The sequence below is a fragment of the Pseudomonas sp. LB-090624 genome (assembly GCF_003205205.1).
In the GTDB taxonomy this organism is placed as follows: Bacteria; Pseudomonadota; Gammaproteobacteria; order Pseudomonadales; family Pseudomonadaceae; genus Aquipseudomonas.
Genome location: NZ_QJRL01000001.1, coordinates 252,762 through 275,517, shown reverse-complemented (window position 1 = coordinate 275,517; position 22,756 = coordinate 252,762). Strand labels below are relative to the sequence as shown.

The following is a 22,756-nucleotide window of genomic DNA, read 5'->3' as shown; positions in this document are numbered from 1 at the left end:
CGCCCTGCGGCGGGGCCGCACCACCACTGCGGTAGACACGCCCATGAACAAGCTGGCCGAGATGGTTCAAGCACAATTGCTCGACGCCATCGAAAAGGATGACCTGGTCCTGCCAACCCTGCCCGAGGTCGCCTTGAGCATCCGCGAGGCGGCAGAAGACAGCGAGATCAGCGTAGCGGCCCTGAGCAAGGTGATAGGTCGCGACGCGGCCCTTTCAGCGCGCCTGATCAAAGTCGTCAACAGCCCGCTGCTGCGCGCGGCGGTCGAGGTTACCGACCTGCACACTGCGATCACGCGGCTGGGCATCAACTACAGCTGCAACCTGGCCATTGGCCTGGTAATCGAGCAGATCTTCCACGCACGCTCGCCGGCAGTTGAACAGAAATTGCGGGATATCTGGGTCAACAGCTTGGAAGTGGCAGGTATCAGCTACGAAATATGCCGCCGCTACACCCACCTCAAGCCGGACCAGGCCACCCTGGGCGGGTTGGTCAACCAGATTGGCGCCTTACCGGTGCTGATCTATGCCGAAGAGCACAATGAGCTGTTGTCCGACCCGGTATGCCTGCATTACGTGATCGAGCAGATCCAGCCAGTGCTGGGTGACAAAATCCTCAAGCTGTGGGAGTTTCCGGAGCAGTTGGTCAACTTGCCAAGCCAGATGCAGGACCTGGACCGGCAGACCGACAAGGTCGATTACATCGACATCGTGCAGATCGCCCGCTGCATCAGCCAACGCGGCCGCAACCGGCCGTTGGCAGCACTGCCGGCCTACCGCCACCTTGGCCTGCCGTTCGGTACCGAGCTGGAGGTAGATGAGTTACTCGAGGCGCGGAGCATGTTGCGCTGAGCCGTGTAAGCCGATGCTGGCGCCAGGGCCCAGCACAGGCAACCCGTCAATCAGCGATAAAGCTCACCCGCACCCGCAATCCACCCTTGGCCCCATCATGCAGGCTCACCTGCGCCAGGTGCGCCCGGCAGATCTCACCAACGATCGCCAGCCCCAACCCGCTGCCCTGCGCACTCTTGCGGTAGAAGCGCTCGAACACCCGCTCGCGCTCGGCCTCGGGAATCCCCGGCCCGTCATCCTCCACCTCCAGCACGGCCGGCGCCAAAACCCGCAAAATCACGTTACCGCCCGCGGGCGTATGCGCCAAGGCATTGTCCACCAGGTTGCTCAACAATTCGTTGAGCAACGTCGGCTCCCCTTTCAGCCACACCGGCGCCTCGGCCTCCAGCGCCAGCGCCACCCCGCGCTTGTGCGCCAGTGGTGCCATGGCCATGCCCAGTTCCCGTGCCAGCTGGCTCAGGTCCAGACGCTGGGCACCGCCTTCGGCTATCGCCCGGGCGCCGTTCTCGACCCGCGCCAACGACAGCAACTGATTGGCCAGGTGGGTCAGGCGATCGGTTCCCTGGGCCGCAGACTCCAGGGTCTGCCGCCACTCCTGCGGCTCGGACGAGCGCAAGCCCAGTTCGACCCGCGCCTTGAGGGCCGCCAGCGGTGTACGCAGTTCGTGGGCCGCATCGGCGATGAACTGCGCCTGGCGCTCGAACTGGCCGCGCAAGCGTTCGGTAAAGTGGTTCAAGGCCCGCACCAGCGGGCTCAACTCCCGTTGCACCTGCACCACCGGCAACGACCGCAGGTCGTCCGGCTGGCGCTCTTCCACTGCCGTACGCAGGCGCTCCAGCGGCCGCAATGCAGCACTTACGGCAAACCACACCATCACCAGCGCGCCCAACGCCAGCATTCCCAGGCGCAGCAGGGTGTCAGCCATCAACCCACGGGCCATGCGCACCCGTGCTTCCTCGGTCTCGGCTACGCGAATTTCCGCCATGCCGTTCATGTTCGGCTCGCTCACCGGCTTCAGCAAGCTGACCACGCGGACGTCCTGGCCCAGATAAGTGGCGTTGTAGAACCGCGCCAGCGCCGGGTAGTCGTCGGTACGCGGTGTGCCCGGCGGCGGCGGCGGCAGGTTCTCGTAGCCGGAAATCAGCCGCTGCTTGATATCCAGCACGGTGTAGTAAATGCGCCCGGCGCTGTCGTAGGCAAAGGTGTCCAGGGCCACATAGGGCACGTCCGCGCTCAACGACCCATCGCGCTGCGAAAGGCCGGCGGCGATGGTCCGCGCCGAGGCGAGCAAGGTGCGGTCATACGCCGTGTCGGCGGCCTCACGGCCGTTCCAGTAGGCACTCAGGCCGCTGGCCAGCATCAGCACCACCAGCAGCAACGCCAGGTTGCCGAGCAGGCGCCCGCGCAGGCTGCCATTGTCACGCATCACGGTGCTCGAGCAGGTAACCCAGGCCGCGGAAGGTGACGATGGCCACGGGTTGGCCATCAAGCTTCTTGCGCAGGCGGTGGATGTAGATTTCGATGGCGTCGGGGCTGGCCTCTTCGTCCAGGCCGAATACCTGGGCAGCCAACTGTTCCTTGCTCATCACCCGGCCCGGGCGGGCGATCAGCGCTTCCAGCACACTCTGCTCCCGCGAGGTCAGGGTCAGGTTTTCTGCGCCCAGGGAAAAGCGCCGGGTGTCCAGGTCATACACCAGCGGACCACAGCGCTGCTGGCGCTCGCCACCCAGCACGCTGCGCCGCAGCAGAGCCTTGACCCGGGCTTCAAGTTCGGTCAGCTCGAACGGTTTGGCCAGGTAATCGTCCGCGCCCAGGTTCAAACCATGGACCCGGTCCTTGACGTCGCTGCGTGCGGTCAGCATCAGCACCGGCAAGGTCTTGCCACGGCCCCGCAGACGCGCCAGCACCTCGAAACCGTCCATGCGCGGCAGGCCGACATCCAGCACGGCCACCGCATATTCCTCGCTGGCCAGGGCCAGGTCGGCAGCCACGCCGTCATGCAGCACATCCACGGTCAGGCCGTGGCTTTTCAAGGCTTGAGCAACGCTTTCGGCCAGTTGCAGGTGGTCTTCGACCAGCAGCACACGCATCGGATTCTCCTGCTCGGGTGGGGCGGTGGCGCGGAGTGTACCGCTGTCATGAAGCCTGTGAAGCCCCTTGTAACAAACCTTTCACGCTGAAAGGTTAGCGAAAGGTTCGTTGCCTAGCATCGCACCACGGTCGCGCTTCGCGCCGAAAAAAGCACCAGCAAGGTGCAACGAATAAGAACAATAAAACGGAGTCATCGACGATGCTGTCATCGCAGCCGCAGGCGTTCGCGCCTACCCGTTCGTTTGCCACACGCCCCTCCGCCATCGCCAGCGCCCTTGCGCTTGCCGGTGTCGCCCCAATGAGCCAGGCCGCCTTCTTCGAAGACAGCACGGCCACCTTCGAAACCCGCAACATGTACTTCAACCGCGACTTTCGCGACGGCACAAGCGCGCAACAATCCAAGCGCGACGAATGGGCCCAGGGCTTCATGCTCAATTTCGAGTCGGGCTACACCGATGGCACCGTAGGCTTCGGCCTGGACGCACTGGGCATGCTCGGCATCAAGCTCGACTCCAGCCCCGACCGCACCGACACCGGCCTGCTGCCGACCCACGATGACGGCAAGGCTGCCGACGAATACTCCAAACTTGGCCTGACCGGCAAGGTGAAGATCTCGCAGACCGAACTGAAGATCGGCACGCTGATCCCGGAACTGCCGACCTTGCAGCCCAACGATGGGCGCATCCTGCCGCAAACCTTCGAAGGCGGCCTGCTGACCTCGAAGGAAATCAAGGGCCTGACCTTCACCGGCGGGCGCCTGGACAAAGCCAAGGACCGCAACGACACCAACTGGGAAGACCTGGCCCTGAACAACAAGAACGGCCGCTTCGGTGGCTCGTTCAGCGCCGACAACCTGGCCCTGGGTGGCCTCGATTACCAGTTCACCGACCGCATCACCGGCAGCTACCACTTCGCCCAGCTCGACGATATCTACCGCCAGCACTTCATCGGCATGGTCGCCACCCAGCCGTGGGGCCCGGGCACCTTTGGCGCCGACCTGCGCCTGGCGCTCAGCGACGACGCTGGCGCCGCCAAGGCCGGCGACATCGACAACACCACGGTCAACGGCATGCTCAGCTACACCCTGGGCGGGCACAAGGTCAGTGCCGCCTGGCAGCAACTGTCCGGCGACAGCGCCTTCCCGTATGTCGATGGCGCCGACCCGTACCTGGTCAACTTCGTCCAGATCAACGACTTCGCCGGTGCCGACGAGCGCTCCTGGCAGGCGCGCTACGACTACAACTTTGCCGCCCTCGGTGTACCGGGCCTGACTTTCATGACGCGGTATATCAGCGGCGACAACGTCAGCCGTGCCGCCGGTGGTGAAGGCAAGGAGTGGGAGCGCAACACCGAACTGAAGTACGTGGTACAAAGCGGCCCGTTGAAGAACGTCGCCGTGCGTTTGCGCAATGCCACCTTCCGCTCCAACTTCGCCCGCGATGCCGACGAAGTGCGGCTGCTGGTGAGCTACAGCGTGGCCCTTTGGTAAGCCAATAGCAGTAACCCGATAACAACAACTCACGGAGATCGACGATGACCTTTTCACTGCGCCGCCTCGTCCTCGCTACCGGCTGCCTGCTGTTGGCCGGCAACGCCCTCGCTGCCGAACCGAAACGCCCCGAATGCATCGCCCCTGCCTCGCCTGGCGGTGGTTTCGACCTGACCTGCAAGCTGGTGCAAAGCGCGCTGGTGCAGGAAAAGATCCTCAGCAAGCCGATGCGTGTCACGTACATGCCCGGCGGTGTCGGCGCGGTGGCCTACAACGCCGTGGTCGCCCAACGCCCGGCCGACGCCGGCACCTTGGTGGCGTGGTCCAGCGGCTCGCTGCTGAACCTGGCCCAGGGCAAGTTCGGCCGCTTCGACGAGAACGCAGTGAAATGGCTGGCGGCCGTCGGCACCAGCTACGGCGCCATCGCCGTGAAAAGCGATTCACCCTACAAGACCCTCGATGACCTGGTCGCGGCGCTGAAAAAAGACCCGAGCAAGGTCGTGATCGGCTCCGGCGGCACCGTCGGCAGCCAGGACTGGATGCAGACCGCATTGATCGCCAAGGCTGCCGGTATCAACCCGCGCGACCTGCGTTATGTGGCCCTGGAGGGCGGTGGCGAAATCGCCACGGCACTGCTGGGCGGGCATATCCAGGTCGGCTCTACCGATATTTCCGACTCCATGCCGCACATCCAGGCCGGCAACATGCGCATCCTCGCGGTGTTCTCGGAAAACCGCCTGGACGAGCCGGAGATGAAAGACATCCCCACCGCCAAGGAACAGGGCTACGACATCGTATGGCCAGTGGTACGTGGTTTCTACCTGGGGCCAAAGGTCAGCGACGAGGACTACGCCTGGTGGAAGCAGTCGTTCGACAAGATGCTGGCCTCGGAAGACTTCGCCAAGTTGCGTGACCAGCGCGAGCTGTTCCCGTTCGCCATGACCGGCGAAGAACTGGACGGCTATGTGAAGAAGCAAGTGGCTGACTACAAGGCGCTGGCCAAGGAATTTGGCCTGATCCAGTAAGCCTGCCGGATTCACCACGATCCCTGTGAGAGCGGCCTTGCAGCCGCTCTCACAGGATTTGCATCTCGCTTGCGCGTTCCCAACGAGGATTTCTTCATGATCCTGCAACGCATCTTCGCCCTGGCCCTGCTGGCGGTGTGTGCCGCCTTGGCCGTCATGGCCTGGCCCTACCAGGCAGCATTCTCCTACGAACCAGTAGGCCCGCGCGCCTACCCACTGCTGATGCTCGGGCTGATGGGCCTGGGCCTGCTGTACCTGGTGTTCCGCCCCACGCCAATCGTGCGCAAGGACGACGAACCGGAGCTGGACCGCGAGACCCTGATCAAGATCGCCGCCTGTGTCGGCTTGCTGGTCATCTTCGCAGCCACCTTCGAGCTCCTCGGCTTCATCCTCAGCGCCATCCTCGTTGGCCTGCCCATGGCGCGCCTGTATGGCGGCCGCTGGCTGTCAAGCGCCGTCGTGGTGGTGTGCATGAGCGTCTTCCTCTACTGGCTGTTCGACCGCGTGATGGACGTGCCCCTGCCCCTTGGCCTGCTGAGCGTACTGGAGAACTGACACATGGATACCTTGAGCTACCTGGGCCAGGGCTTCGGCGTCGCCTTGTCCCCCTACAACCTGGTCACCGCCCTTTCCGGCACCCTGATCGGCACCGTGGTTGGCCTGCTGCCCGGTCTGGGCCCGATCAACGGCGTGGCACTGCTGATTCCCATCGCCTTCGCCCTGGGCCTGCCGCCTGAGTCGGCGCTGATCCTGCTGGCCGCAGTCTACCTGGGCTGCGAATACGGCGGGCGCATCAGCTCGATCCTGCTGAACATCCCGGGCGAAGCCTCGACTGTGATGACCACCCTCGACGGTTACCCCATGGCCCGCCAGGGCCTGGCTGGCGTGGCACTGTCGCTGTCGGCCTGGAGTTCGTTCATCGGCGCCTTCATCGCCACCTGCGGCATGGTGCTGTTTGCCCCGCTGCTGGCGAAATGGGCCATCGCCTTCGGCCCGGCGGAATACTTCGTGCTGATGGTGTTCGCCATTGTCGCCCTTGGCGGCATGGCCGGTGACAAGCCGCTGAAAACCTTCATCGCCGCACTGATCGGCCTGTTCCTGTCGGCAGTCGGCATCGATGCCAACAGCGGCGTGTACCGGTTCACCGGTGACAGCGTACACCTGGCCGATGGCATCCAGTTCGTGGTGCTGGTGCTGGGCCTGTTCTCGATCAGCGAAATCCTCCTGCTGCTGGAAAAGACCCACCACGGTCACCAAGCGGTCAAGGCTACCGGGCGCATGCTGTTCAACTTCAAGGAAGCTGCGTCGGTGTTCGCGGTCAACATCCGCTGCGGGCTGCTGGGCTTCGTCATGGGTGTTCTGCCAGGTGCCGGGGCAACACTGGCGAGTGCCGTGGCCTACATGACCGAAAAGCGCATGGCCGGTGAAAAAGGCACTTTCGGAAAAGGCGATGCCCGTGGCCTGGCTGCCCCGGAAACCGCCATTGGTGCATCCTGCTGTGGCGCACTGGTGCCCATGCTGACCCTCGGGGTACCGGGCTCCGGCACCACAGCGGTGATGATCGGTGCACTGACCCTGTACAACATCACCCCCGGACCGCTGCTGTTCGAACAACAGCCAGACATCGTCTGGGGCCTGATCGCCTCGCTGTTCATCGCCAATATCATGCTGGTGATCCTCAACATCCCGATGATCCGCATCTTCACCCGCATCCTCGCCGTGCCGAACTGGGCGCTGGTGCCGGTAATCGCCATCATCACCGCGATCGGCGTTTATGCCGTGCATGCCACCACCTTCGACCTGTTCCTCATGGTCGGCATCGGCATCATGGGCTATATCCTGCGCAAGCTGGACTTCCCGCTGTCGCCGATCCTGCTGGGTTTCATCCTCGGCGGGCTGATGGAGCAGAACCTGCGCCGGGCGCTGTCGATTTCCAACGGTGAGCTGGGCATCCTCTGGTCCAGCCCGATCAGCATGTCGGTCTGGGTGCTGACCCTCTGCATGCTGACCCTGCCGCTGCTGCGCACCTGGCGTAAACGCGCCCAGCAGCGTCGGGCCATGGCCGATGCCTGATCGGTCTTTCCCGCTGTTCGTTGCGACCGGGCTGGTCGGCCTTGCTGGCGGTCTTGCCGCCAGCAAGGTCGGCTGGCCTTTGCCATGGATGGTCGGTTCGCTGCTGACGATCATCCTCGTGCGCTGCCTGACGCCCTGGCAACTCCCGGAAATCCCCAATGGCCGCAAATGCGGTCAGTGGATCATCGGTGTCGGCATCGGCCTGCACTTCACCCCGGCGGTGATCGAGCAGGTGGCCAGCCACTTCGCGCTGATCTTCTTCGGTGCGCTGTTCACCACCCTGTCCAGCGTGATCAGCGTGTGGCTGCTGCGGCGTACCGGTGAAGACCGCGCCACGGCGTTCTTCGCCAGCATGCCCGGCGGCTCGGGGGAAATGGTCAACCTTGGCGCACGCAACGGCGCGGTGCTCAGCCAGGTCGCAGCGGCGCAAAGCCTGCGGGTGCTGGCCGTGGTGCTGTGCATACCGGCGTTGTTCAAGTTCCTGCTGGGTGATGGGGTACCGCTGAACCACGCAGGTAGCGTGAGCTGGGGCTGGCTGGCACTCATTGCTCCGCTGGGTGTTGCGGTGGCATTGCTCTGGCAGCGCTTGCGCCAGCCCAACCCATGGCTGTTCGGGCCATTGCTGGTGGCGGCCACGGTCAGCCTGGCGGGCAACCTGCAAATTGCGCTGCCCAATGGCGCCAGCCAGCTTGGCCAATGGTTGATCGGCAGTGGCCTGGCCTGTCACTTCAACCGTGCGTTCTTCCGCCGCGCCCCCTCGTTCCTGGGGCGTACGCTGGTGGCAACCGCGTTGTGCATGGCGATTGCCGGCTGTGCGGCCTGGGTGTTGAGCGTGATGACTTCACTGGACTTGCGTTCGCTGACGCTGGGAATGATGCCAGGCGGGATTGCCGAGATGAGCCTGACGGCAGAGACCCTGCAGTTGTCGGTGCCACTGGTGACGGCGCTGCAGGTGATGCGGCTGCTGTTCGTACTGTTTCTGGCGGAGCCTTTGTTCCGCGCATGGAACGCCAAAGCGCGATGACTGTGCCGGCCTTTTCGCGGCTAACCACGCGCCCACAGGGACCGCATAACGCCTGAGCCCTGCGCAGTACCTGTGGAAGCGGGCTCACCCACGATAAAGCGGCCCGCTATGGCAGGGCCATCACAGCGGCGGCAGTGCCCAGTTGATCGGCGCCAGCCCTCGCTGTTCGAGGAAACTGTTGGTCCGGCTGAAATGCCCACACCCCAGGAACCCGCGGTAAGCCGACAACGGCGACGGGTGCACCGACTTCAGCACCAGGTGCTTGGTGCCATCGATCAGCTTCTGCTTGCTCTGGGCATGCGCGCCCCACAGCAAGAACACCACATTCGGGCAGTGCTCGCTGACTACCTGGATAATGCGGTCGGTAAAGAACTCCCAACCCTTCTTGGCATGCGACGCCGCATTCGCACGCTCCACCGTCATGGTGGTGTTGAGCAGCAACACGCCCTGCTCGGCCCAGCTCTGCAGGTAGCCATGGTTGGGTATCGGAATATTCAGGTCGCGGTGCAACTCCTTGTAGATATTGACCAGCGACGGCGGCGTGGCAACGCCCGGTTGCACCGAGAAGCACAGGCCATGTGCCTGGCCTGGCCCGTGGTAAGGGTCCTGGCCAAGGATCACCACCTTGACTTGGTCCAGCGGTGTCGAGTTGAGCGCGTTGAAGATCAGCGGCCCTGGTGGGTAGATCTCCTTGCCGGCAGCGTACTCGCCACGCAGGAACTCGCGCAGCTGATGCATATAGGGCTGGTCGAATTCGCCGCGCAACGCAGCCTTCCAGCTCGGTTCGAGTTTGATGCGATCGTCGTCAGTCATGGGGCCTTCCATAAACAATGGCGCGACACTAGGTAAGCCCTACCCGCTTGTCAAACGATCCGACCGACGACCGGCATGATCGGCCAGGCAAGCCATACTTGGGCCATGACTTGCGCGAGGTAGTTCATGGCCATTCATTGCGAGGTACTCACCGGCGCCGATGGCGCCCGCATCGGCATCGCGACCCTGGATGCACCCAAGGCGCTCAATGCCCTGAACCTGCCGATGATCGAGGTGCTGGGCGAGCAACTGCACAGCTGGGCCCGCGATCCCGGCATCGTCTGCGTACTGCTGCGCGGCAACGGGGCCAAGGCCTTTTGTGCAGGGGGTGATGTGCGCGCCCTGGTACAGGCCTGCCGCGACCACCCCGGCAGCGTGCCACCGCTGGCGGCTACCTTCTTCGCTGCCGAATACCGGCTGGATCATGCCTTGCACACCTACCCCAAGCCGCTGCTGTGCTGGGGCCACGGGCATGTGCTGGGCGGTGGCATGGGCCTGCTGCAGGGCGCCAATGTGCGCATCGTCACCCCCAGCAGTCGATTGGCCATGCCGGAAATCAGCATCGGCCTTTATCCGGACGTAGGCGCCAGCTGGTTCCTGGCCCGGCTACCGGGCAAGCTTGGGCTGTTCCTCGGCCTGACCGGGGCACCGATCAATGCCCGCGACGCCCTTGACCTGGGCCTGGCTGACCGCTTTCTGGGTGAATATCAGCAGGAAGCACTGATCGAGGAACTGTTGCAACTCAACTGGCAGGAACAGACCGCCCTGCAACTGAACAGCCTGCTCAAGGCCGAACAGCATCGTGCCTGGGCCGAGTTGCCGGCAGCCCAGTGGCTGCCGCGCCGACAAATAATCGACTCATTGCTCGATGTGGCCGATGCAGCAGCGGCGTGGCGCGCACTGGAAGCGCTCAAGCAGCATGACGATCCGCTGCTGGCGGAGGCCGGCCAGCGGCTGCATGAGGGTTGCCCGCTCACGGCGCACCTGGTGTGGGAGCAGATCCGCCGAGCGCGCCATTTGTCATTGGCGCAGGTGTTCCAGATGGAATACAGCATGACTTTGAACTGCTGCCGCCACCCGGAGTTCAGCGAAGGCGTGCGCGCCCGCTTGCTGGACAAGGACAACCGGCCGCGCTGGCATTGGCCGGATGTGGCGCAAGTGCCGGCAGCGGTGGTGGAGGCGCACTTTGCCAAGGCATGGGAGGGGCGGCATCCGCTGGCGGACATGGGGTGAAGTTGGCCAAAAAGGGGCGCGGAGCGCGCCCCTTCATTCACCTAGCGCTGCCAGTTGCCACCCCGCCCCTGGCCACGCCGCCCGTCCCAGCGCCCGTCACCATTGCGCTGCCCATTGGAATGCCACTCACCATGCTGGTACCGCTGGCTGCCGTCGCGATAATCGTGCCGGTCCCGGCCACCCCGGTAGTCATTGCGCTGGCGGTTACCGTAGTCGTTGCGCGGGTTACCGTGCCACTGGTTGATTCCCGGCTGCGGATGCGAGCGGTAATAAGGCGCCGGCGCCGAACGGTAGTAGCGCGGCGCCGGCTGATAGTAATAACGCGGTTGTGGCGCCACGTAGTAACGGTCATAGCGGTAATAACCCGGCGCGACATAGCGGTCGGTGGAGTAATAGTCCGAACGGTAATAGCCCCCGCTCTCGTAATAGGGAGCGCAGGCGGCAGTCATCAGCCCCAATAGGGCTATCAACAGGATTCGATAGGACATGGCGGCCTCCTGGACCGCTGGAGTGCCCGAACAGCGGCGCTGGCGAGCGTCGACGCGAAACGCGTTCATCGACACTGAATAAGACAGTCCCGCCGGGGTGCAGTGCCATTTACGCAACAAATTGATACAGGTGCGATGGTCCCGAAAAACTTGCAGTCATTTCCCGGTCATCTCACTAGAATGAGCGGCTTGGCACATATCATGGGAAGATCATGCCCTCACGTTCCGCTCTGTTCTCGCAGCGCTCGCTGATTCTTACCCTGTTGCTGCTGTTGGCCTGCGGCTTTCTGGCCACGTCACTGATCAGCTACTTCGCTTCGCGCAGCGCCATCCGCGACGGCATCATCAATACCGAACTGCCGCTGACCTCCGACACGGTCTATTCGGAAATCCAGAAGGACCTGATCCGCCCGGTGCTGATCGCCTCGATGATGGCCCAGGACACCTTCCTGCGCGACTGGGTGTTGTCCGGTGAACAGGATACCGCGCGCATGACCCGCTACCTGGGGGAGGTCATGGGCAAACAGGACACCTTTACCTCGTTCTTCGTATCTGACCGTACCCTCACCTATTACCAGGCCAAGGGCGTGCTCAAGCAGGTCGAACCGGGTGCCTGGCGCGATGCCTGGTACTTCCGCCTGCGCGATCTCAAGGCGCCCTATGAAATCAACGTCGACCTGGACATGGCCAACCATGACAGCCTCACCGTATTCATCAACTACCAGGTGCATGACTACCAGCACCGCTTCATCGGCGCCGCCGGGGTCGGGCTCAGCGTATCCTCAGTGGTCAAGCTGATCGACCAGTACCAACGCCGCTACCAGCGCTCGGTGCTGTTCACCGATGCCAAAGGCAAGGTCCTGCTGACCGGTTCCGAAGGTGGCCCGCATGGGTTGAGGGTGGGCCAGGCGCTCAGCGACAACACCGAATTGAATGACCTGCTGGCCGAGCAGCCGGTGCCCGGCGAAGGCAGCCACGAGTACCGCGACAGCGGTAACCGCAGCCACTTCCTCAATGTGCGCCAACTGCCCGAGCTGAACTGGTACCTGCTGGTGGACAAGCGTGAAACCGGCGCCCTCGACCGCATCCGCCACTCCCTGTACCTGAACCTTGCGATCTGCGCGATGATCACCTTGGTGGTGCTGGCGCTGGTGCATGCCATGGTCCGCCGCCACCAGGCCGCCACCGAAGCCCTGGCAACCCTCGACAGCCTGACCGGCCTGCCCAATCGGCGCAGCTTCGACCTGCTCGCCGCACAGGCCCTGCTCGAGGCCCAGCGCGACAGCGGCCCGCTGGTGGCCTTGCTGATCGACCTGGACCACTTCAAGGCGCTCAACGACAACCACGGCCACCTGGCAGGCGACGAAGTGCTGCGCCAATTCGCCAATGTGCTGCAAGGCAGCCTGCGCCAGTCAGATATACTGTGCCGCTGGGGCGGTGAGGAATTCATCGTGCTGCTGCGTGAAACCGAAGGGCGGCAGGCCATCGAGGTGGCGGAAAAGATTCGTCGGCGCACCGAACAGCTGACCTTCAGTTACGACGACAGGCCGCTGCGCCTGACCACCAGCATTGGCCTTAGCAGCCTGCAACCCGGGGATACCCTGCACGCCCTGCTAACCCGCGCCGACCGCGCGCTTTATCGTGCCAAGCAGGCCGGTCGCAACCGTGTCTGCAGTGAAACCCGCCATGACTGACCAGCAACACTGCCCCGCTTGCGGAGCCCTTAACCAATGCAACCTGGCCGACCCACGTCGCGCCACCCAGGCCTGCTGGTGCTACAGCGTCAGCATTGACCCGGCCGTGCTCCAGGCCCTGCCTGCCGAATTGCGCGACAAGGCTTGCCTGTGCCCGCGCTGCGCCGCTGTTGAAGACCAACTCCGCCCGTCCGCCAACCACTGACCATTTCAATGCGCCTCGACCGTTTCCTCGCCAACCTGCCCAGCCACAATCGCCAGCAAGCCCGTTTGATGCTGGCGCAGCGCCGTGTGCGGGTGGATGGCCAAGTGGTCAGCGACCCACTGACCGAAGTGCGCGAATTCAGCCGTATCGAACTGGACGACAAGCTGTTGCAGCTCGGCCGCCCGGCCCGCTACCTGATGCTGCACAAGCCGGCAGGCTGCGTCAGCGCCACCCATGACCTGCAACACCGTACCGTGCTCGACTTGCTGCCGGCGGCGTTACGTGATGATCTGCACATCGCCGGGCGCCTGGACTTCAACACGACCGGCCTGATGATCCTGACCAACGATGGGCAGTGGTCGCGACGCCTGACCCAGCCGGCCACCAAGCTGCCCAAGCATTACCTGGTCGAGACCGAGGACGAGATTGGCGAGCACTATGTCGCCAGCTTCCGTGAAGGGTTCTACTTCGCGTTTGAGGGGCTCACCACCCAACCCGCCCAGCTGGATATTCTTGGCCCGCGTCAGGCGCGGCTGGCGATCGTCGAGGGCCGTTACCATCAGGTCAAACGCATGTTCGGGCATTTCAACAACAAGGTGGTGCGGTTGCATCGCGAAAGCATGGGGGCGATCCGGCTCGACCCTGCGTTGGTGCCTGGGGCTTTTCGCGAACTTACAGTCGGCGAAATAGCGACTGTCTAGGTCCGCGAACGGGCAGGAACAGACTGCACGCGCTCGTCGTACGACCGCTCAGCGACAAAAGTCACATTTTCCCCCGAACGGCACTTGCGGGATCCGCGACCCACTGCTTGAATCCAAATCGTCAGTCCGCATGTGACCACCAAGTCACAGTCACGGATCTGCACACTTTTTGCCGGCCACCCAGGGCCTTGATGCCTTGGGGCACGGCGAATTGCCCGCCAAAAACAATACCGTCGACGCATGTGCCAAGGATCGACACAGGGCCCCCCGGTTACTCTTCAGGCGAATGCCTACCTGTCATAAAGAACGTGCACCCTAGGTGACGCGAATGCCCTTTTTGCGCCAGGAGTCGATGACATGAGGCCAGAAATCGCTGTACTTGATATCCAAGGTCAGTATCGGGTTTACACGGAGTTCTATCGCGCGGATGCGGCCGAGAATACGATTATCCTGATCAACGGCTCGCTGGCCACCACCGCCTCGTTCGCCCAAACGGTACGTAACCTGCACCCGCAGTTCAACGTTGTACTGTTCGACCAGCCCTATGCGGGCAAATCCAAGCCGCACAACCGCCAGGAAAGGCTGATCAGCAAGGAAACCGAGGCGCATATCCTCCTCGAGCTGATCGAGCACTTCCGGGCCGACCACGTGTTGTCGTTCTCGTGGGGTGGTGCAAGCACACTGCTGGCGCTGGCGCACCAGCCGCAGTGCGTGAAGAAAGCCGTGGTGAGTTCGTTCTCGCCGGTGATCAACGAACCGATGCGCGACTACCTGGATCGCGGTTGCCAATACCTGGCCGCATGCGATCGCTACCAGGTGGGCAACCTGGTCAACGACACCATCGGCAAGCACTTGCCATCACTGTTCAAGCGCTTCAACTACCGCCACGTCAGCAGCCTGGACAGCCACGAGTATGCGCAGATGCTCTTCCACATCAACCAGGTGCTGCAACATGACCTGGAGCGGGCGCTGGAGGGTGCGCGCAATATCAACATCCCGGTGCTGTTCATCAATGGTGACCGCGATGAATACACCACGGTCGAGGACGCGCGGCAGTTCGGCAAGCATGTGGGGCGCAGTCAATTCAGCGTGATCCGCGATGCGGGCCACTTCCTGGATATGGAGAACAAGGCCGCCTGCGAGAACACCCGCAATGTCATGCTGGGGTTCCTCAAGCCGACTGTGCGTGAAACCCGTCAACGCTATCAGCCGATACAACAGGGGCAGCATGCATTGGCCATCTGAGCACCTCGGCACTCTGTAGCTGATACCCGCAGGTTATGGGGTGCCGACAAGCTTTTTTTATAACGTGGGCTTCTAATTCGTGGAGAGTTCTGGTAAAAAGTGACGCGCAGACGCGGGTATAGTTTAGTGGTAAAACGAAAGCTTCCCAAGCTTTAGTTGAGGGTTCGATTCCCTCTACCCGCTCCACATCGCATTCAAGCATGACGTTCCAGCAACGTCATCGCAGTCAAAAGGAGCCTTCGCTCCTTTTTTCGTTTCTCATCCCCACCTTGACCTGGCCCATGGCCATTTTCCTGCCGTTCCGCTTCAATGCGCAGCGGGTGTTTACGCGCACAAGCGAAACAGCTTGTGGCGGGTATGCTCAATGGATTTATGAAACATTTCGAAAGGATGACGCATGTTTCTTTCCCGCTGGCTACCGGGCCTTGCCAACCTGCTGCACTACCGGCGCGAATGGCTGCAGGCCGACCTGCAGGCCGGCCTCTCGGTCGCGGCGATCCAGATCCCCATTGCCATCGCCTATGCGCAAATCGTCGGCCTGCCGCCACAGTATGGCCTGTATGCCTGCGTTCTTCCGATGATGGTCTATGCCCTGGTCGGCAGCTCGCGCCAACTGATGGTCGGCCCCGATGCTGCCACTTGCGCGATGATCGCAGGTGCGGTGGCACCACTGGCCATGGGCGACCCGCAGCGCATCGTCGAATTGTCAGTGATCGTCACGGTGTTGGTGGGCGTGATGCTGATTGCCGCCGGCATTGCCCGTGCCGGCTTCATCGCCAGCTTCTTCTCGCGGCCAATCCTCATCGGTTACCTCAACGGCATCGGCCTGAGCCTGATCGCCGGGCAGCTGTCCAAGGTGGTAGGGTTCAAGATCGAAGGCGACGGTTTCATCCTCAGCCTGATCAATTTCTTCCAGCGCCTGGGAGAGATTCACTGGGTCACGTTGCTGATCGGCCTGGCCGCTCTGGGCCTGCTGATCTGGCTGCCGCGACGCTACCCGCGCCTGCCCGCAGCCCTCACCGTAGTGGCGCTGTTCATGCTGCTGGTCGGCCTGTTCGGCCTTGACCGCTTCGGCGTTGCCATTCTCGGCCCGGTACCTGCCGGCATCCCGCAGCTGGCCTGGCCGCACAGCAACCTGGAGGAGATGAAAAGCCTGTTGCGCGACGCTCTGGGTATTGCCACCGTCAGCTTCTGCAGTGCCATGCTGACTGCGCGCAGCTTTGCCGCCCGGCATGGCTATGCGATCAACGCCAACCACGAATTCGTTGCACTGGGCGTCAGCAACCTGGCGGCCGGGGTTTCTCAAGGCTTTGCCATCAGCGGCGCCGACTCGCGTACGGCAGTCAACGACATGGTCGGTGGCAAAAGCCAGCTGGTGGGCATCATCGCTGCGCTGGTCATCGCCCTGATCCTGCTGTTTTTCACCGCACCCATGGCATGGATCCCGCAGGCTGCACTGGGCGCAGTACTGCTGATGGCCGGCTGGGGACTGATCGATGTCAAGTCGCTGGGGCACATCCGCCGCCTCAGCCGCTTCGAGTTCTGGCTGTGCCTGCTGACCACGGTCAGCGTGCTAGGCCTGGGCGTGCTGCCCGGTATCGTGTTTGCCGTAACCCTGGCGATACTGCGCCTGCTGTACAGCATCTATCAACCGACTGACGCCGTGCTGGGCTGGCTACCCGGTACCGAAGGCCAGGTCGACATCCGCAAGTTCAAGGACGCCCGTACCGTGCCCGGCCTGGTGGTTTACCGCTTCGACGATGCGATCCTGTTCTTCAACGCCGACTACTTCAAGATGCGCCTGCTCGAAGCGGTACAGAGCCAGGCCGAACCCAAGGCGGTGCTGTTCGATGCCGAGGCAGTGACCAGCATAGACGTCAGCGGCATGGCCGCCCTGCGCGAAGTACGCGACACCCTGGCCGCCCAGGGCATCTTCTTCGCCATCGCCCGCGCCCGCGGCACCTTCCTGCGGATGCTGGTGCGCTCGGGCATGGCGCGGGAAATGGAAGACAAACTGCTGTTTGCCTCAGTGCGGGCGGGGATTCGGGCGTACCGGGTGTGGCGTAACCGGCACCGCAGCGTGCAAGCGGCCGAACAGGGCTGAAGCGGGTTGCTTTGCTAGCGGCGATACGGCCAGCGCACGCCACACAATGCGTTTGCCAGGACACCAACCCTCGCACGCCTTGCATGACATGCTAAAGTCGCCCCCGTTCCCCGCTCCACCCAACGGACTCCAGCATGCCCGCACTCGACGTCACCCTCACTCCCTGGCCAGAACTCGTCGCCCGCCACCCCTGTGACGCCCTGCTGCTGGGCAACGGCGCCAGTCGCGCAGTGTGGAAGCCGTTCGGCTACTTCTCGCTGTACGAGGAAGCGCAACGCGCCGGCCGCAAGAAAGGCTTGGCCATCAGCGACCAGGCCTTGTTCAAGTCCCTGTCCACAGAGCTGTTCGAGCCGGTGCTCAGCGCCCTCAACACCACCGTGCGCACCAATGCGGCGCTGGCCATCAACTCCACCGCGCCGCTGAACCGCTATTACTCGATCAAGGAAGCGTTGATTCACGCCGTGCGCACCGTGCACCTGCCCTGGACACTGATGCCCAGTGCGACGCTGGAAGCGATCAACCAGGCCTTGCGCGGATACCGCAGCGTTTACACCAGCAATTACGACCTGCTGCTGCCATGGGCCGTGCACCACGCCCCGCACGGCTTTGCAGAGCTGTTCGACGAGCAAGGCTTCTTCGACGTACGCCGCAACAGCTGCGAAGGTATCCGCGTCATGCACCTGCATGGTGGCCTGCACTTGCTCAAGCTGCCCGACGGCACCACCCGCCAACGCAGCGCCGACAACGCCGAGTTGCTCGATGGCTTCGCGGTGAACATTCCGGGAGAGGTGCCGCTGTTCGTCAACGAAGACCGCAGCGACGAAAAACTGCGCGCCATACGCAACTCTGACTACCTGGGCTGGTGCCTGGGACAGCTGGCACGGGAGAGCCAAGGCCTATGCCTGTTCGGGCAGCACCTGGACAGCAGCGACCAACACCTGCTCGAAGCTATCCGCCAGGCGCGACCAAAGCATCTGTCTATTGCCATAAGGCCACTGAGCGAGGCCTCGGTGATCAACCAGAAGCAACATCATCTGGACCGGTTTGGGGATCTGGCGGGGACGCAGGTGCATTTCTTTGATGCCAGTACGCATCCGTTGGGGCTGGCAGATCTGGCGATCGAGCAACCCGCAGCGCGACGCTAGATTGCACCCGGCAGGCCTGCTGGTGGTTGCCGTCAGAGCAACCCATCCGCCCGCAACAGCGTCTCCAGGCAATGCTCCTGCACCCCATAGAACGCCTTGAGCTGGGCAATCTTCTCCATCAACGCGCTGTCATCCGCCGGCTGCCGCCGCTTCACCGCAAGAATCATCTTGTTCTTGTTGGTGTGCTCCAGCGAGATGAACTCGAACACCTTGGTCTCGTAACCGCAGGCTTCCAGGTATAGCGCGCGCAGGCTGTCGGTCAGCATTTCGGCCTGCTGGCCCAAGTGCAGGCCGTACTGCAGCATAGGCTGCAGCAGGCCTGGACTGTGCAGTTGCGGGCGGATCTGTTTGTGGCAGCACGGCGAACACATGATGATCGCGGCGTTGCAGCGGATGCCGGTGTGGATGGCGTAGTCGGTGGCGATATCACACGCATGCAAGGCGATCATCACCTCGATGGCCTCAGGCACCACGCTGCGCACGTCACCACACTGGAACGCCAGGCCAGGGTGCTCGAGGCGTGCGGCAGCGCTGTTGCACAGGTCGACCATGTCCTGGCGCAGTTCCACACCCGTCACCTGTGCGTCGCGGCCCAGGCTGTTGCGCAGGTAATCGTGCATGGCGAAGGTCAGGTAGCCCTTGCCCGAGCCGAAGTCGGCCACCCGCAGTGCCTGCTCGGCCGGCACCGGGGCACTGGCCAAGGCGTGGTCGAAGACCTCGATGAACTTGTTGATCTGCTTCCATTTACGCGACATCGACGGAATCAGCGCGCCTTGGGCATCGGTTACACCCAGGTCTCGCAAAAACGGGCGCGACAACTCCAGGTATCGCTTCTTCTCACGGTCATGGCCACTGCTCGCAGTGACCTCACGCGGTGCCTGTGCGCCATGACGCTGCAGCATCGGTTTGCCCTTCTTGCTGAAGGTCAGTTGCACTTCGCCGTCAGCATCGAACAGATGAGCGTTGCGGAAGCTGTCTGGCAGCAGCTCGGCAACCAGCGCCTGGGCCTGGTCCAGTGGCAGGTTTCGAGTGATGTCGCGGGTCTGGTGGCGGTACACCAGCGATAGGCACGGCTGGCCCTTGACCAGCAGCGGCTTGGCAATGATCCGTTGCAAGGTCTGGTCGGCACCGACATGGCGCGCCAGCACCAGTTTGACCAGGGTATCGCCGTGCAGGGCGGCGTCGAGCAGGTCGAGAAACTGAGCGCGCGCATCCGGCGCGGAGGGGGCGGAAGTACTGGCGGACATGGAGAAACGGTGCCTCGAATAGCGGGAAGCGCATTCTACAGTGCGCCGGTTGACCTGTGGGCGCCGGATGTTCATGGCTTGCCAGAGGTGGGGGCGCCGGATGTTCATGGCTTGCCAGAGGTGGGGGCGCCGGATGTTCATGGTTTGCCAGAGGTGGCGGCGCTCGATCACCCAGGCGCAGAAGATGTTGTGACAAACCGCCACCACCGGCCCCTCAATCGAGAATTACCAGCCGGTTAGGCAGTTCGTTACGCGCATGGGTAGCCGGCACATGCTCACTGAGCAGCTCACCGCAGGCCTCGATGCACTCGACAAAGCCCTGCAAGGTCCGGCCCTGGCGCACCTGCTCGGCAAAGCGGGCACCGATGGTCGCGCGGGCTTCAGCATCCAGGCAGTGTTCGATACCCCGATCGACCAGTATCTCCACATGCCGCTCCGCTTCACTGACGAAAATCAGCACACCCGTGGCGCCTGCGGTGCGCTGCAGGTTCTGCTCGCGGAATTGCTGGCGCGCCAGGCGTGAGGCACGGGGGATCAGCCTGTCGGCCAGGCGCGGGTTACGCAGCAGCAGGCACAGGCCGACGAACAGCAGCACGTTGCCCATCAGCACCCCACGCACGCTGGGCCAAGCCAGCAGCCAGTGCAACAGCCCTGGGACGGCCAGTGCCAGCACGGCGGCCCAGAGCAACGGCCAATAGGCATAATCGTCGGCACGGCGGGCCAGCACGGTCACCAGTTCGGCATCGGTGCGCCGCTCGGCACGGGCAATGGCTTCGGCAATCTGCCGCTGATGGTATTCGTCGAAAGGGGTCATGCCGTCGGTCTCTTGAACGTTCTTATAGTTGTTGTCCCGGCATACGGGGCTTCGTCCGCGGGGGACATATTCAGGCATAATCCGCCGCTGGAAGAATCGCCTGCGAATCGTACAACAATAGCCGCCTGAAAACTTCGGCCGCGCGCGTATCACCGTGGATACGGCACAGGCCCCAAAACGGAATTGATGATGAAACTGTCCTTGCTGGGCCTGGCCATGGGCCTTGCCAGTCAGGCGGCCCTTGCCGCCCCCTCCGCTCCGCCCCTGCAAGACAAGCAGGCATTCATCGACCATCTGATCAGCCAGATGACCGAAGCCGAGAAAATAGGGCAACTGCGCCTGATCAGCATCGGCCCGGAAATGCCCCACGAAAAGATCCGTGAAGAAATCGCAGCCGGGCGCATTGGCGGTACCTTCAACTCGCGCACCGCGCCGGAAAACCGGCCAATGCAGGATGCGGCCATGCGCAGCCGCCTGAAGATCCCGATGTTCTTCGCCTACGACACCATCCACGGCGAACGCACGATCTTCCCGATTGGCCTGGGCATGGCCGCCACCTGGGACATGGACGCCGTCGCCAAGGTCGGTCGCACCGCCGCCATCGAAGCCTCGGCCGACGCCCTCGACATGACCTTCGCGCCCATGGTCGACATCGCCCGTGACCCACGCTGGGGCCGTACCAGTGAAGGCTTCGGCGAGGATACCTACCTGACCTCGAAAATCGGCCAGGTAATGGTGCGTTCGTTCCAGGGCAGCAGCCCGGCCAACCCCGACAGCATCATGGCCATCGTCAAGCACTTCGCCCTGTACGGCGCGGTGGAGGGCGGGCGCGACTACAACACAGTCGATATGAGCCTGCCAAAAATGTACAACGACTACCTGCCGCCCTATCGCGCCGCGCTCGATGCCGGTGCCGGCGGGGTGATGGTGGCGCTGAACTCGATCAACGGCGTGCCGGCCACCTCCAACACCTGGCTGATGAACGACCTGCTGCGCAAGGAGTGGGGCTTCAAGGGCGTGACCATCAGCGACCACGGTGCCATCCAGGAGCTGATCCGCCATGGCGTCGCCCGCGATGGCCGCGAAGCGGCCAAGCTGGCGATCAAGGCCGGCATCGACATGAGCATGAACGACACCCTGTACGGCGAAGAACTGCCGGGCCTGCTGAAGTCCGGCGAGGTGACCCAGGGCGAGCTGGACCAGGCCGTCCGCGAAGTGCTCGGTGCGAAGTACGACATGGGCCTGTTCAAGGACCCGTACGTGCGCATCGGCAAGGCCGAAACCGACCTGAAGGACTACTACGGCAACGACCGCCTGCACCGCGAGGCCGCACGGGATGTGGCGCGTCGCAGCCTGGTGCTGCTGGAAAACCACAACCAGACCCTGCCGCTGAAAAAGGCCGGTACCATCGCCCTGGTCGGCCCGCTGGCGGATGCCCCGATCGACATGATGGGCAGTTGGGCTGCCGACGGTAAGCCAGTGCATTCGGTAACCGTGCGCGAAGGCCTGCGCCGCGCTGTGGAAGGCAAGGCCAAGCTGGTCTATGCCAAAGGCTCCAATGTCACCGGCGACAAAGCCATTCTCGACTACCTGAACTTCCTCAACTTCGACGCCCCGGAAATCGTCGACGACCCACGCCCTGCAGCCGTGCTGATCGACGAAGCGGTCAAGGCAGCGAAGCAGTCCGACGTGGTAGTGGCAGTGGTTGGCGAGTCGCGCGGCATGTCCCACGAGTCGTCGAGCCGCACCACCCTGGAGATTCCGGCCAGCCAGCGCGAGCTGATCAAGGCGCTGAAGGCCACCGGCAAACCGCTGGTGCTGGTGCTGATGAACGGCCGACCGTTGTCGATCGCCTGGGAGCGTGAACAGGCCGATGCCATCCTCGAAACCTGGTTCGCCGGTACCGAAGGCGGCAATGCGATTGCCGACGTGCTGTTCGGTGACTACAACCCGTCTGGCAAGCTGGCCATCACCTTCCCGCGCTCGGTCGGGCAAATCCCGATGTACTACAACCACACCCGCATCGGCCGGCCGTTCACGCCGGGCAAGCCGGGCAACTACACCTCGCAGTACTTCGAAGAGCCCAACGGCCCGCTGTACCCGTTCGGCTACGGCCTGAGCTACAGCAGCTTCGAGCTGTCGGGCCTGGCCCTATCGAGCAAGGACCTCAAACGCGGCGGTACGCTGGAAGCCAAGGTCACAGTGAAGAACACCGGGAAGGTGGCAGGCGAGACCGTGGTGCAGCTGTACCTGCAGGATGTGTCAGCGTCGATGAGCCGCCCGGTGAAGGAACTGAAGAACTTCCAGAAACTGATGCTCAAGCCGGGTGAGACGCGCACCTTGGCCTTCCGCATCAGCGAGGAAGACCTGAAGTTCTACAATGGCCAGCTGCAGCGAGTTGCCGAGCCAGGTGAGTTCAATGTCCAGGTCGGGCTCGACTCCCAGGCGGTGCAGCAGCAGAGCTTTGAATTGCTGTAAGTAGTCTGTACCCAGTACCTGCCTTATCGCCGGCAAG

General features: G+C 63.2%; 20 protein-coding genes and 1 tRNA gene. 15 read left to right on the top strand and 6 right to left on the bottom strand.

Translation table 11 applies throughout. The annotated features are described in order from the left end of the window. Nucleotides 1-43 precede the first annotated feature (43 nt). Nucleotides 44-850, top strand: coding sequence for an HDOD domain-containing protein (locus DMX11_RS01325; protein WP_110742713.1), 807 nt, complete (start codon nucleotides 44-46; stop codon nucleotides 848-850). 46 nt (nucleotides 851-896) lie between these two features. On the opposite strand, the gene DMX11_RS01320 is transcribed toward DMX11_RS01325, so the two are convergent. Continuing rightward, nucleotides 897-2,276, bottom strand: coding sequence for a sensor histidine kinase (locus DMX11_RS01320; RefSeq protein WP_110742712.1), 1,380 nt, complete (start codon nucleotides 2,274-2,276; stop codon nucleotides 897-899). Then, complete coding sequence (locus DMX11_RS01315; protein WP_110742711.1) at nucleotides 2,269-2,940, bottom strand: response regulator; 672 nt, start codon at nucleotides 2,938-2,940, stop codon at nucleotides 2,269-2,271. Before DMX11_RS01315 ends, DMX11_RS01320 begins: the two co-directional genes overlap by 8 nt. A 200-nt stretch (nucleotides 2,941-3,140) precedes the next feature. Here DMX11_RS01315 and DMX11_RS01310 point away from each other — a divergent pair, with 200 nt between their 5' ends. The 5 genes from DMX11_RS01310 to DMX11_RS01290 all read left to right on the top strand — a co-directional run bounded on the left by DMX11_RS01310 (nucleotide 3,141) and on the right by DMX11_RS01290 (nucleotide 8,552). Next, entirely contained in the window at nucleotides 3,141-4,430 is a 1,290-nt protein-coding gene (locus tag DMX11_RS01310) for an OprD family porin (protein WP_110742710.1), read from the top strand. A gap of 44 nt (nucleotides 4,431-4,474) precedes the next feature. Further along, on the top strand, nucleotides 4,475-5,455 hold the full coding sequence (locus tag DMX11_RS01305; protein ID WP_110742709.1) for a tripartite tricarboxylate transporter substrate binding protein: 981 nt from the start codon (nucleotides 4,475-4,477) through the stop codon (nucleotides 5,453-5,455). Nucleotides 5,456-5,551: 96 nt separating this feature from the next. Further along, on the top strand, nucleotides 5,552-6,010 hold the full coding sequence (locus DMX11_RS01300) for a tripartite tricarboxylate transporter TctB family protein (RefSeq protein ID WP_110742708.1): 459 nt from the start codon (nucleotides 5,552-5,554) through the stop codon (nucleotides 6,008-6,010). A gap of 3 nt (nucleotides 6,011-6,013) precedes the next feature. After that, nucleotides 6,014-7,528: a tripartite tricarboxylate transporter permease gene (locus DMX11_RS01295; protein WP_110742707.1), complete on the top strand. Its 1,515-nt coding sequence runs from the start codon at nucleotides 6,014-6,016 to the stop codon at nucleotides 7,526-7,528. Then, nucleotides 7,521-8,552, top strand: coding sequence for an AbrB family transcriptional regulator (locus tag DMX11_RS01290; protein ID WP_110742706.1), 1,032 nt, complete (start codon nucleotides 7,521-7,523; stop codon nucleotides 8,550-8,552). The genes DMX11_RS01295 and DMX11_RS01290 overlap by 8 nt, the downstream gene beginning before the upstream one ends. Before the next feature lie 120 nt (nucleotides 8,553-8,672). Here DMX11_RS01290 and ung read toward each other — a convergent pair whose 3' ends face one another. Further along, nucleotides 8,673-9,365 carry a uracil-DNA glycosylase gene (gene ung, locus DMX11_RS01285; RefSeq protein WP_110742705.1) on the bottom strand — a complete coding sequence of 231 codons (693 nt, stop codon included), beginning with the start codon at nucleotides 9,363-9,365 and terminating at the stop codon, nucleotides 8,673-8,675. Nucleotides 9,366-9,491: 126 nt separating this feature from the next. Between ung and DMX11_RS01280 the strand changes: the two genes are divergently transcribed. Further along, entirely contained in the window at nucleotides 9,492-10,598 is a 1,107-nt protein-coding gene (locus DMX11_RS01280; RefSeq protein WP_110742704.1) for an enoyl-CoA hydratase/isomerase family protein, read from the top strand. A 41-nt stretch (nucleotides 10,599-10,639) separates the two neighbouring features. Here DMX11_RS01280 and DMX11_RS01275 read toward each other — a convergent pair whose 3' ends face one another. Then, entirely contained in the window at nucleotides 10,640-11,086 is a 447-nt protein-coding gene (locus DMX11_RS01275) for a hypothetical protein (RefSeq protein WP_110742703.1), read from the bottom strand. Nucleotides 11,087-11,298: 212 nt separating this feature from the next. Between DMX11_RS01275 and DMX11_RS01270 the strand changes: the two genes are divergently transcribed. The 7 genes from DMX11_RS01270 to DMX11_RS01240 all read left to right on the top strand — a co-directional run bounded on the left by DMX11_RS01270 (nucleotide 11,299) and on the right by DMX11_RS01240 (nucleotide 18,180). Further along, nucleotides 11,299-12,780, top strand: a complete 1,482-nt coding sequence (locus DMX11_RS01270) for a diguanylate cyclase (RefSeq protein WP_110742702.1) — start codon at nucleotides 11,299-11,301, stop codon at nucleotides 12,778-12,780. Further along, complete coding sequence (locus DMX11_RS01265; protein ID WP_110742701.1) at nucleotides 12,773-12,985, top strand: cysteine-rich CWC family protein; 213 nt, start codon at nucleotides 12,773-12,775, stop codon at nucleotides 12,983-12,985. Before DMX11_RS01270 ends, DMX11_RS01265 begins: the two co-directional genes overlap by 8 nt. Nucleotides 12,986-12,993: 8 nt before the next feature. Beyond that, nucleotides 12,994-13,686, top strand: coding sequence for a pseudouridine synthase (locus tag DMX11_RS01260; protein ID WP_110742700.1), 693 nt, complete (start codon nucleotides 12,994-12,996; stop codon nucleotides 13,684-13,686). A gap of 357 nt (nucleotides 13,687-14,043) precedes the next feature. Next, nucleotides 14,044-14,931, top strand: a complete 888-nt coding sequence (phaG, locus tag DMX11_RS01255) for a (R)-3-hydroxydecanoyl-ACP:CoA transacylase (RefSeq protein WP_110742699.1) — start codon at nucleotides 14,044-14,046, stop codon at nucleotides 14,929-14,931. Between the two features lie 112 nt (nucleotides 14,932-15,043). Then, nucleotides 15,044-15,117, top strand: a tRNA-Gly gene (locus DMX11_RS01250). Nucleotides 15,118-15,328: 211 nt separating this feature from the next. After that, nucleotides 15,329-17,035 (top strand): SulP family inorganic anion transporter, encoded by a 1,707-nt coding sequence (locus DMX11_RS01245; protein ID WP_110742698.1) that lies wholly within the window; start codon nucleotides 15,329-15,331, stop codon nucleotides 17,033-17,035. 134 nt (nucleotides 17,036-17,169) lie between these two features. Next, nucleotides 17,170-18,180, top strand: a complete 1,011-nt coding sequence (locus DMX11_RS01240) for a DUF4917 family protein (RefSeq protein WP_110742697.1) — start codon at nucleotides 17,170-17,172, stop codon at nucleotides 18,178-18,180. 32 nt (nucleotides 18,181-18,212) lie between these two features. Here DMX11_RS01240 and DMX11_RS01235 read toward each other — a convergent pair whose 3' ends face one another. Together DMX11_RS01235 and DMX11_RS01230 are read right to left on the bottom strand one after the other, a co-directional pair. Beyond that, nucleotides 18,213-19,427: an SAM-dependent methyltransferase gene (locus DMX11_RS01235; protein ID WP_110742903.1), complete on the bottom strand. Its 1,215-nt coding sequence runs from the start codon at nucleotides 19,425-19,427 to the stop codon at nucleotides 18,213-18,215. Between the two features lie 214 nt (nucleotides 19,428-19,641). After that, nucleotides 19,642-20,241 carry a TPM domain-containing protein gene (locus DMX11_RS01230; protein ID WP_110742696.1) on the bottom strand — a complete coding sequence of 200 codons (600 nt, stop codon included), beginning with the start codon at nucleotides 20,239-20,241 and terminating at the stop codon, nucleotides 19,642-19,644. Nucleotides 20,242-20,427: 186 nt separating this feature from the next. Between DMX11_RS01230 and bglX the strand changes: the two genes are divergently transcribed. After that, nucleotides 20,428-22,719 carry a beta-glucosidase BglX gene (gene bglX / locus DMX11_RS01225; RefSeq protein ID WP_110742695.1) on the top strand — a complete coding sequence of 764 codons (2,292 nt, stop codon included), beginning with the start codon at nucleotides 20,428-20,430 and terminating at the stop codon, nucleotides 22,717-22,719. The last annotated feature ends 37 nt before the right edge of the window (nucleotides 22,720-22,756 follow it).

Excerpts from the sequence above, each read along its gene's own strand:
- DMX11_RS01325 (WP_110742713.1), top strand. The coding sequence starts at position 44 with ATGAACAAGCTGGCCGAGATGGTTCAAGCACAATTGCTCGACGCCATC.
- DMX11_RS01305 (WP_110742709.1), top strand. The coding sequence starts at position 4,475 with ATGACCTTTTCACTGCGCCGCCTCGTCCTCGCTACCGGCTGCCTGCTG.
- DMX11_RS01275 (WP_110742703.1), bottom strand. The coding sequence starts at position 11,086 with ATGTCCTATCGAATCCTGTTGATAGCCCTATTGGGGCTGATGACTGCC.
- DMX11_RS01290 (WP_110742706.1), top strand. The coding sequence starts at position 7,521 with ATGCCTGATCGGTCTTTCCCGCTGTTCGTTGCGACCGGGCTGGTCGGC.
- DMX11_RS01235 (WP_110742903.1), bottom strand. The coding sequence starts at position 19,427 with ATGTCCGCCAGTACTTCCGCCCCCTCCGCGCCGGATGCGCGCGCTCAG.
- DMX11_RS01280 (WP_110742704.1), top strand. The coding sequence starts at position 9,492 with ATGGCCATTCATTGCGAGGTACTCACCGGCGCCGATGGCGCCCGCATC.
- DMX11_RS01310 (WP_110742710.1), top strand. The coding sequence starts at position 3,141 with ATGCTGTCATCGCAGCCGCAGGCGTTCGCGCCTACCCGTTCGTTTGCC.
- DMX11_RS01260 (WP_110742700.1), top strand. The coding sequence starts at position 12,994 with ATGCGCCTCGACCGTTTCCTCGCCAACCTGCCCAGCCACAATCGCCAG.
- phaG (WP_110742699.1), top strand. The coding sequence starts at position 14,044 with ATGAGGCCAGAAATCGCTGTACTTGATATCCAAGGTCAGTATCGGGTT.
- DMX11_RS01270 (WP_110742702.1), top strand. The coding sequence starts at position 11,299 with ATGCCCTCACGTTCCGCTCTGTTCTCGCAGCGCTCGCTGATTCTTACC.
- DMX11_RS01300 (WP_110742708.1), top strand. The coding sequence starts at position 5,552 with ATGATCCTGCAACGCATCTTCGCCCTGGCCCTGCTGGCGGTGTGTGCC.
- DMX11_RS01230 (WP_110742696.1), bottom strand. The coding sequence starts at position 20,241 with ATGACCCCTTTCGACGAATACCATCAGCGGCAGATTGCCGAAGCCATT.
- ung (WP_110742705.1), bottom strand. The coding sequence starts at position 9,365 with ATGACTGACGACGATCGCATCAAACTCGAACCGAGCTGGAAGGCTGCG.
- DMX11_RS01245 (WP_110742698.1), top strand. The coding sequence starts at position 15,329 with ATGTTTCTTTCCCGCTGGCTACCGGGCCTTGCCAACCTGCTGCACTAC.
- bglX (WP_110742695.1), top strand. The coding sequence starts at position 20,428 with ATGATGAAACTGTCCTTGCTGGGCCTGGCCATGGGCCTTGCCAGTCAG.
- DMX11_RS01320 (WP_110742712.1), bottom strand. The coding sequence starts at position 2,276 with ATGCGTGACAATGGCAGCCTGCGCGGGCGCCTGCTCGGCAACCTGGCG.
- DMX11_RS01315 (WP_110742711.1), bottom strand. The coding sequence starts at position 2,940 with ATGCGTGTGCTGCTGGTCGAAGACCACCTGCAACTGGCCGAAAGCGTT.
- DMX11_RS01265 (WP_110742701.1), top strand. The coding sequence starts at position 12,773 with ATGACTGACCAGCAACACTGCCCCGCTTGCGGAGCCCTTAACCAATGC.
- DMX11_RS01240 (WP_110742697.1), top strand. The coding sequence starts at position 17,170 with ATGCCCGCACTCGACGTCACCCTCACTCCCTGGCCAGAACTCGTCGCC.
- DMX11_RS01295 (WP_110742707.1), top strand. The coding sequence starts at position 6,014 with ATGGATACCTTGAGCTACCTGGGCCAGGGCTTCGGCGTCGCCTTGTCC.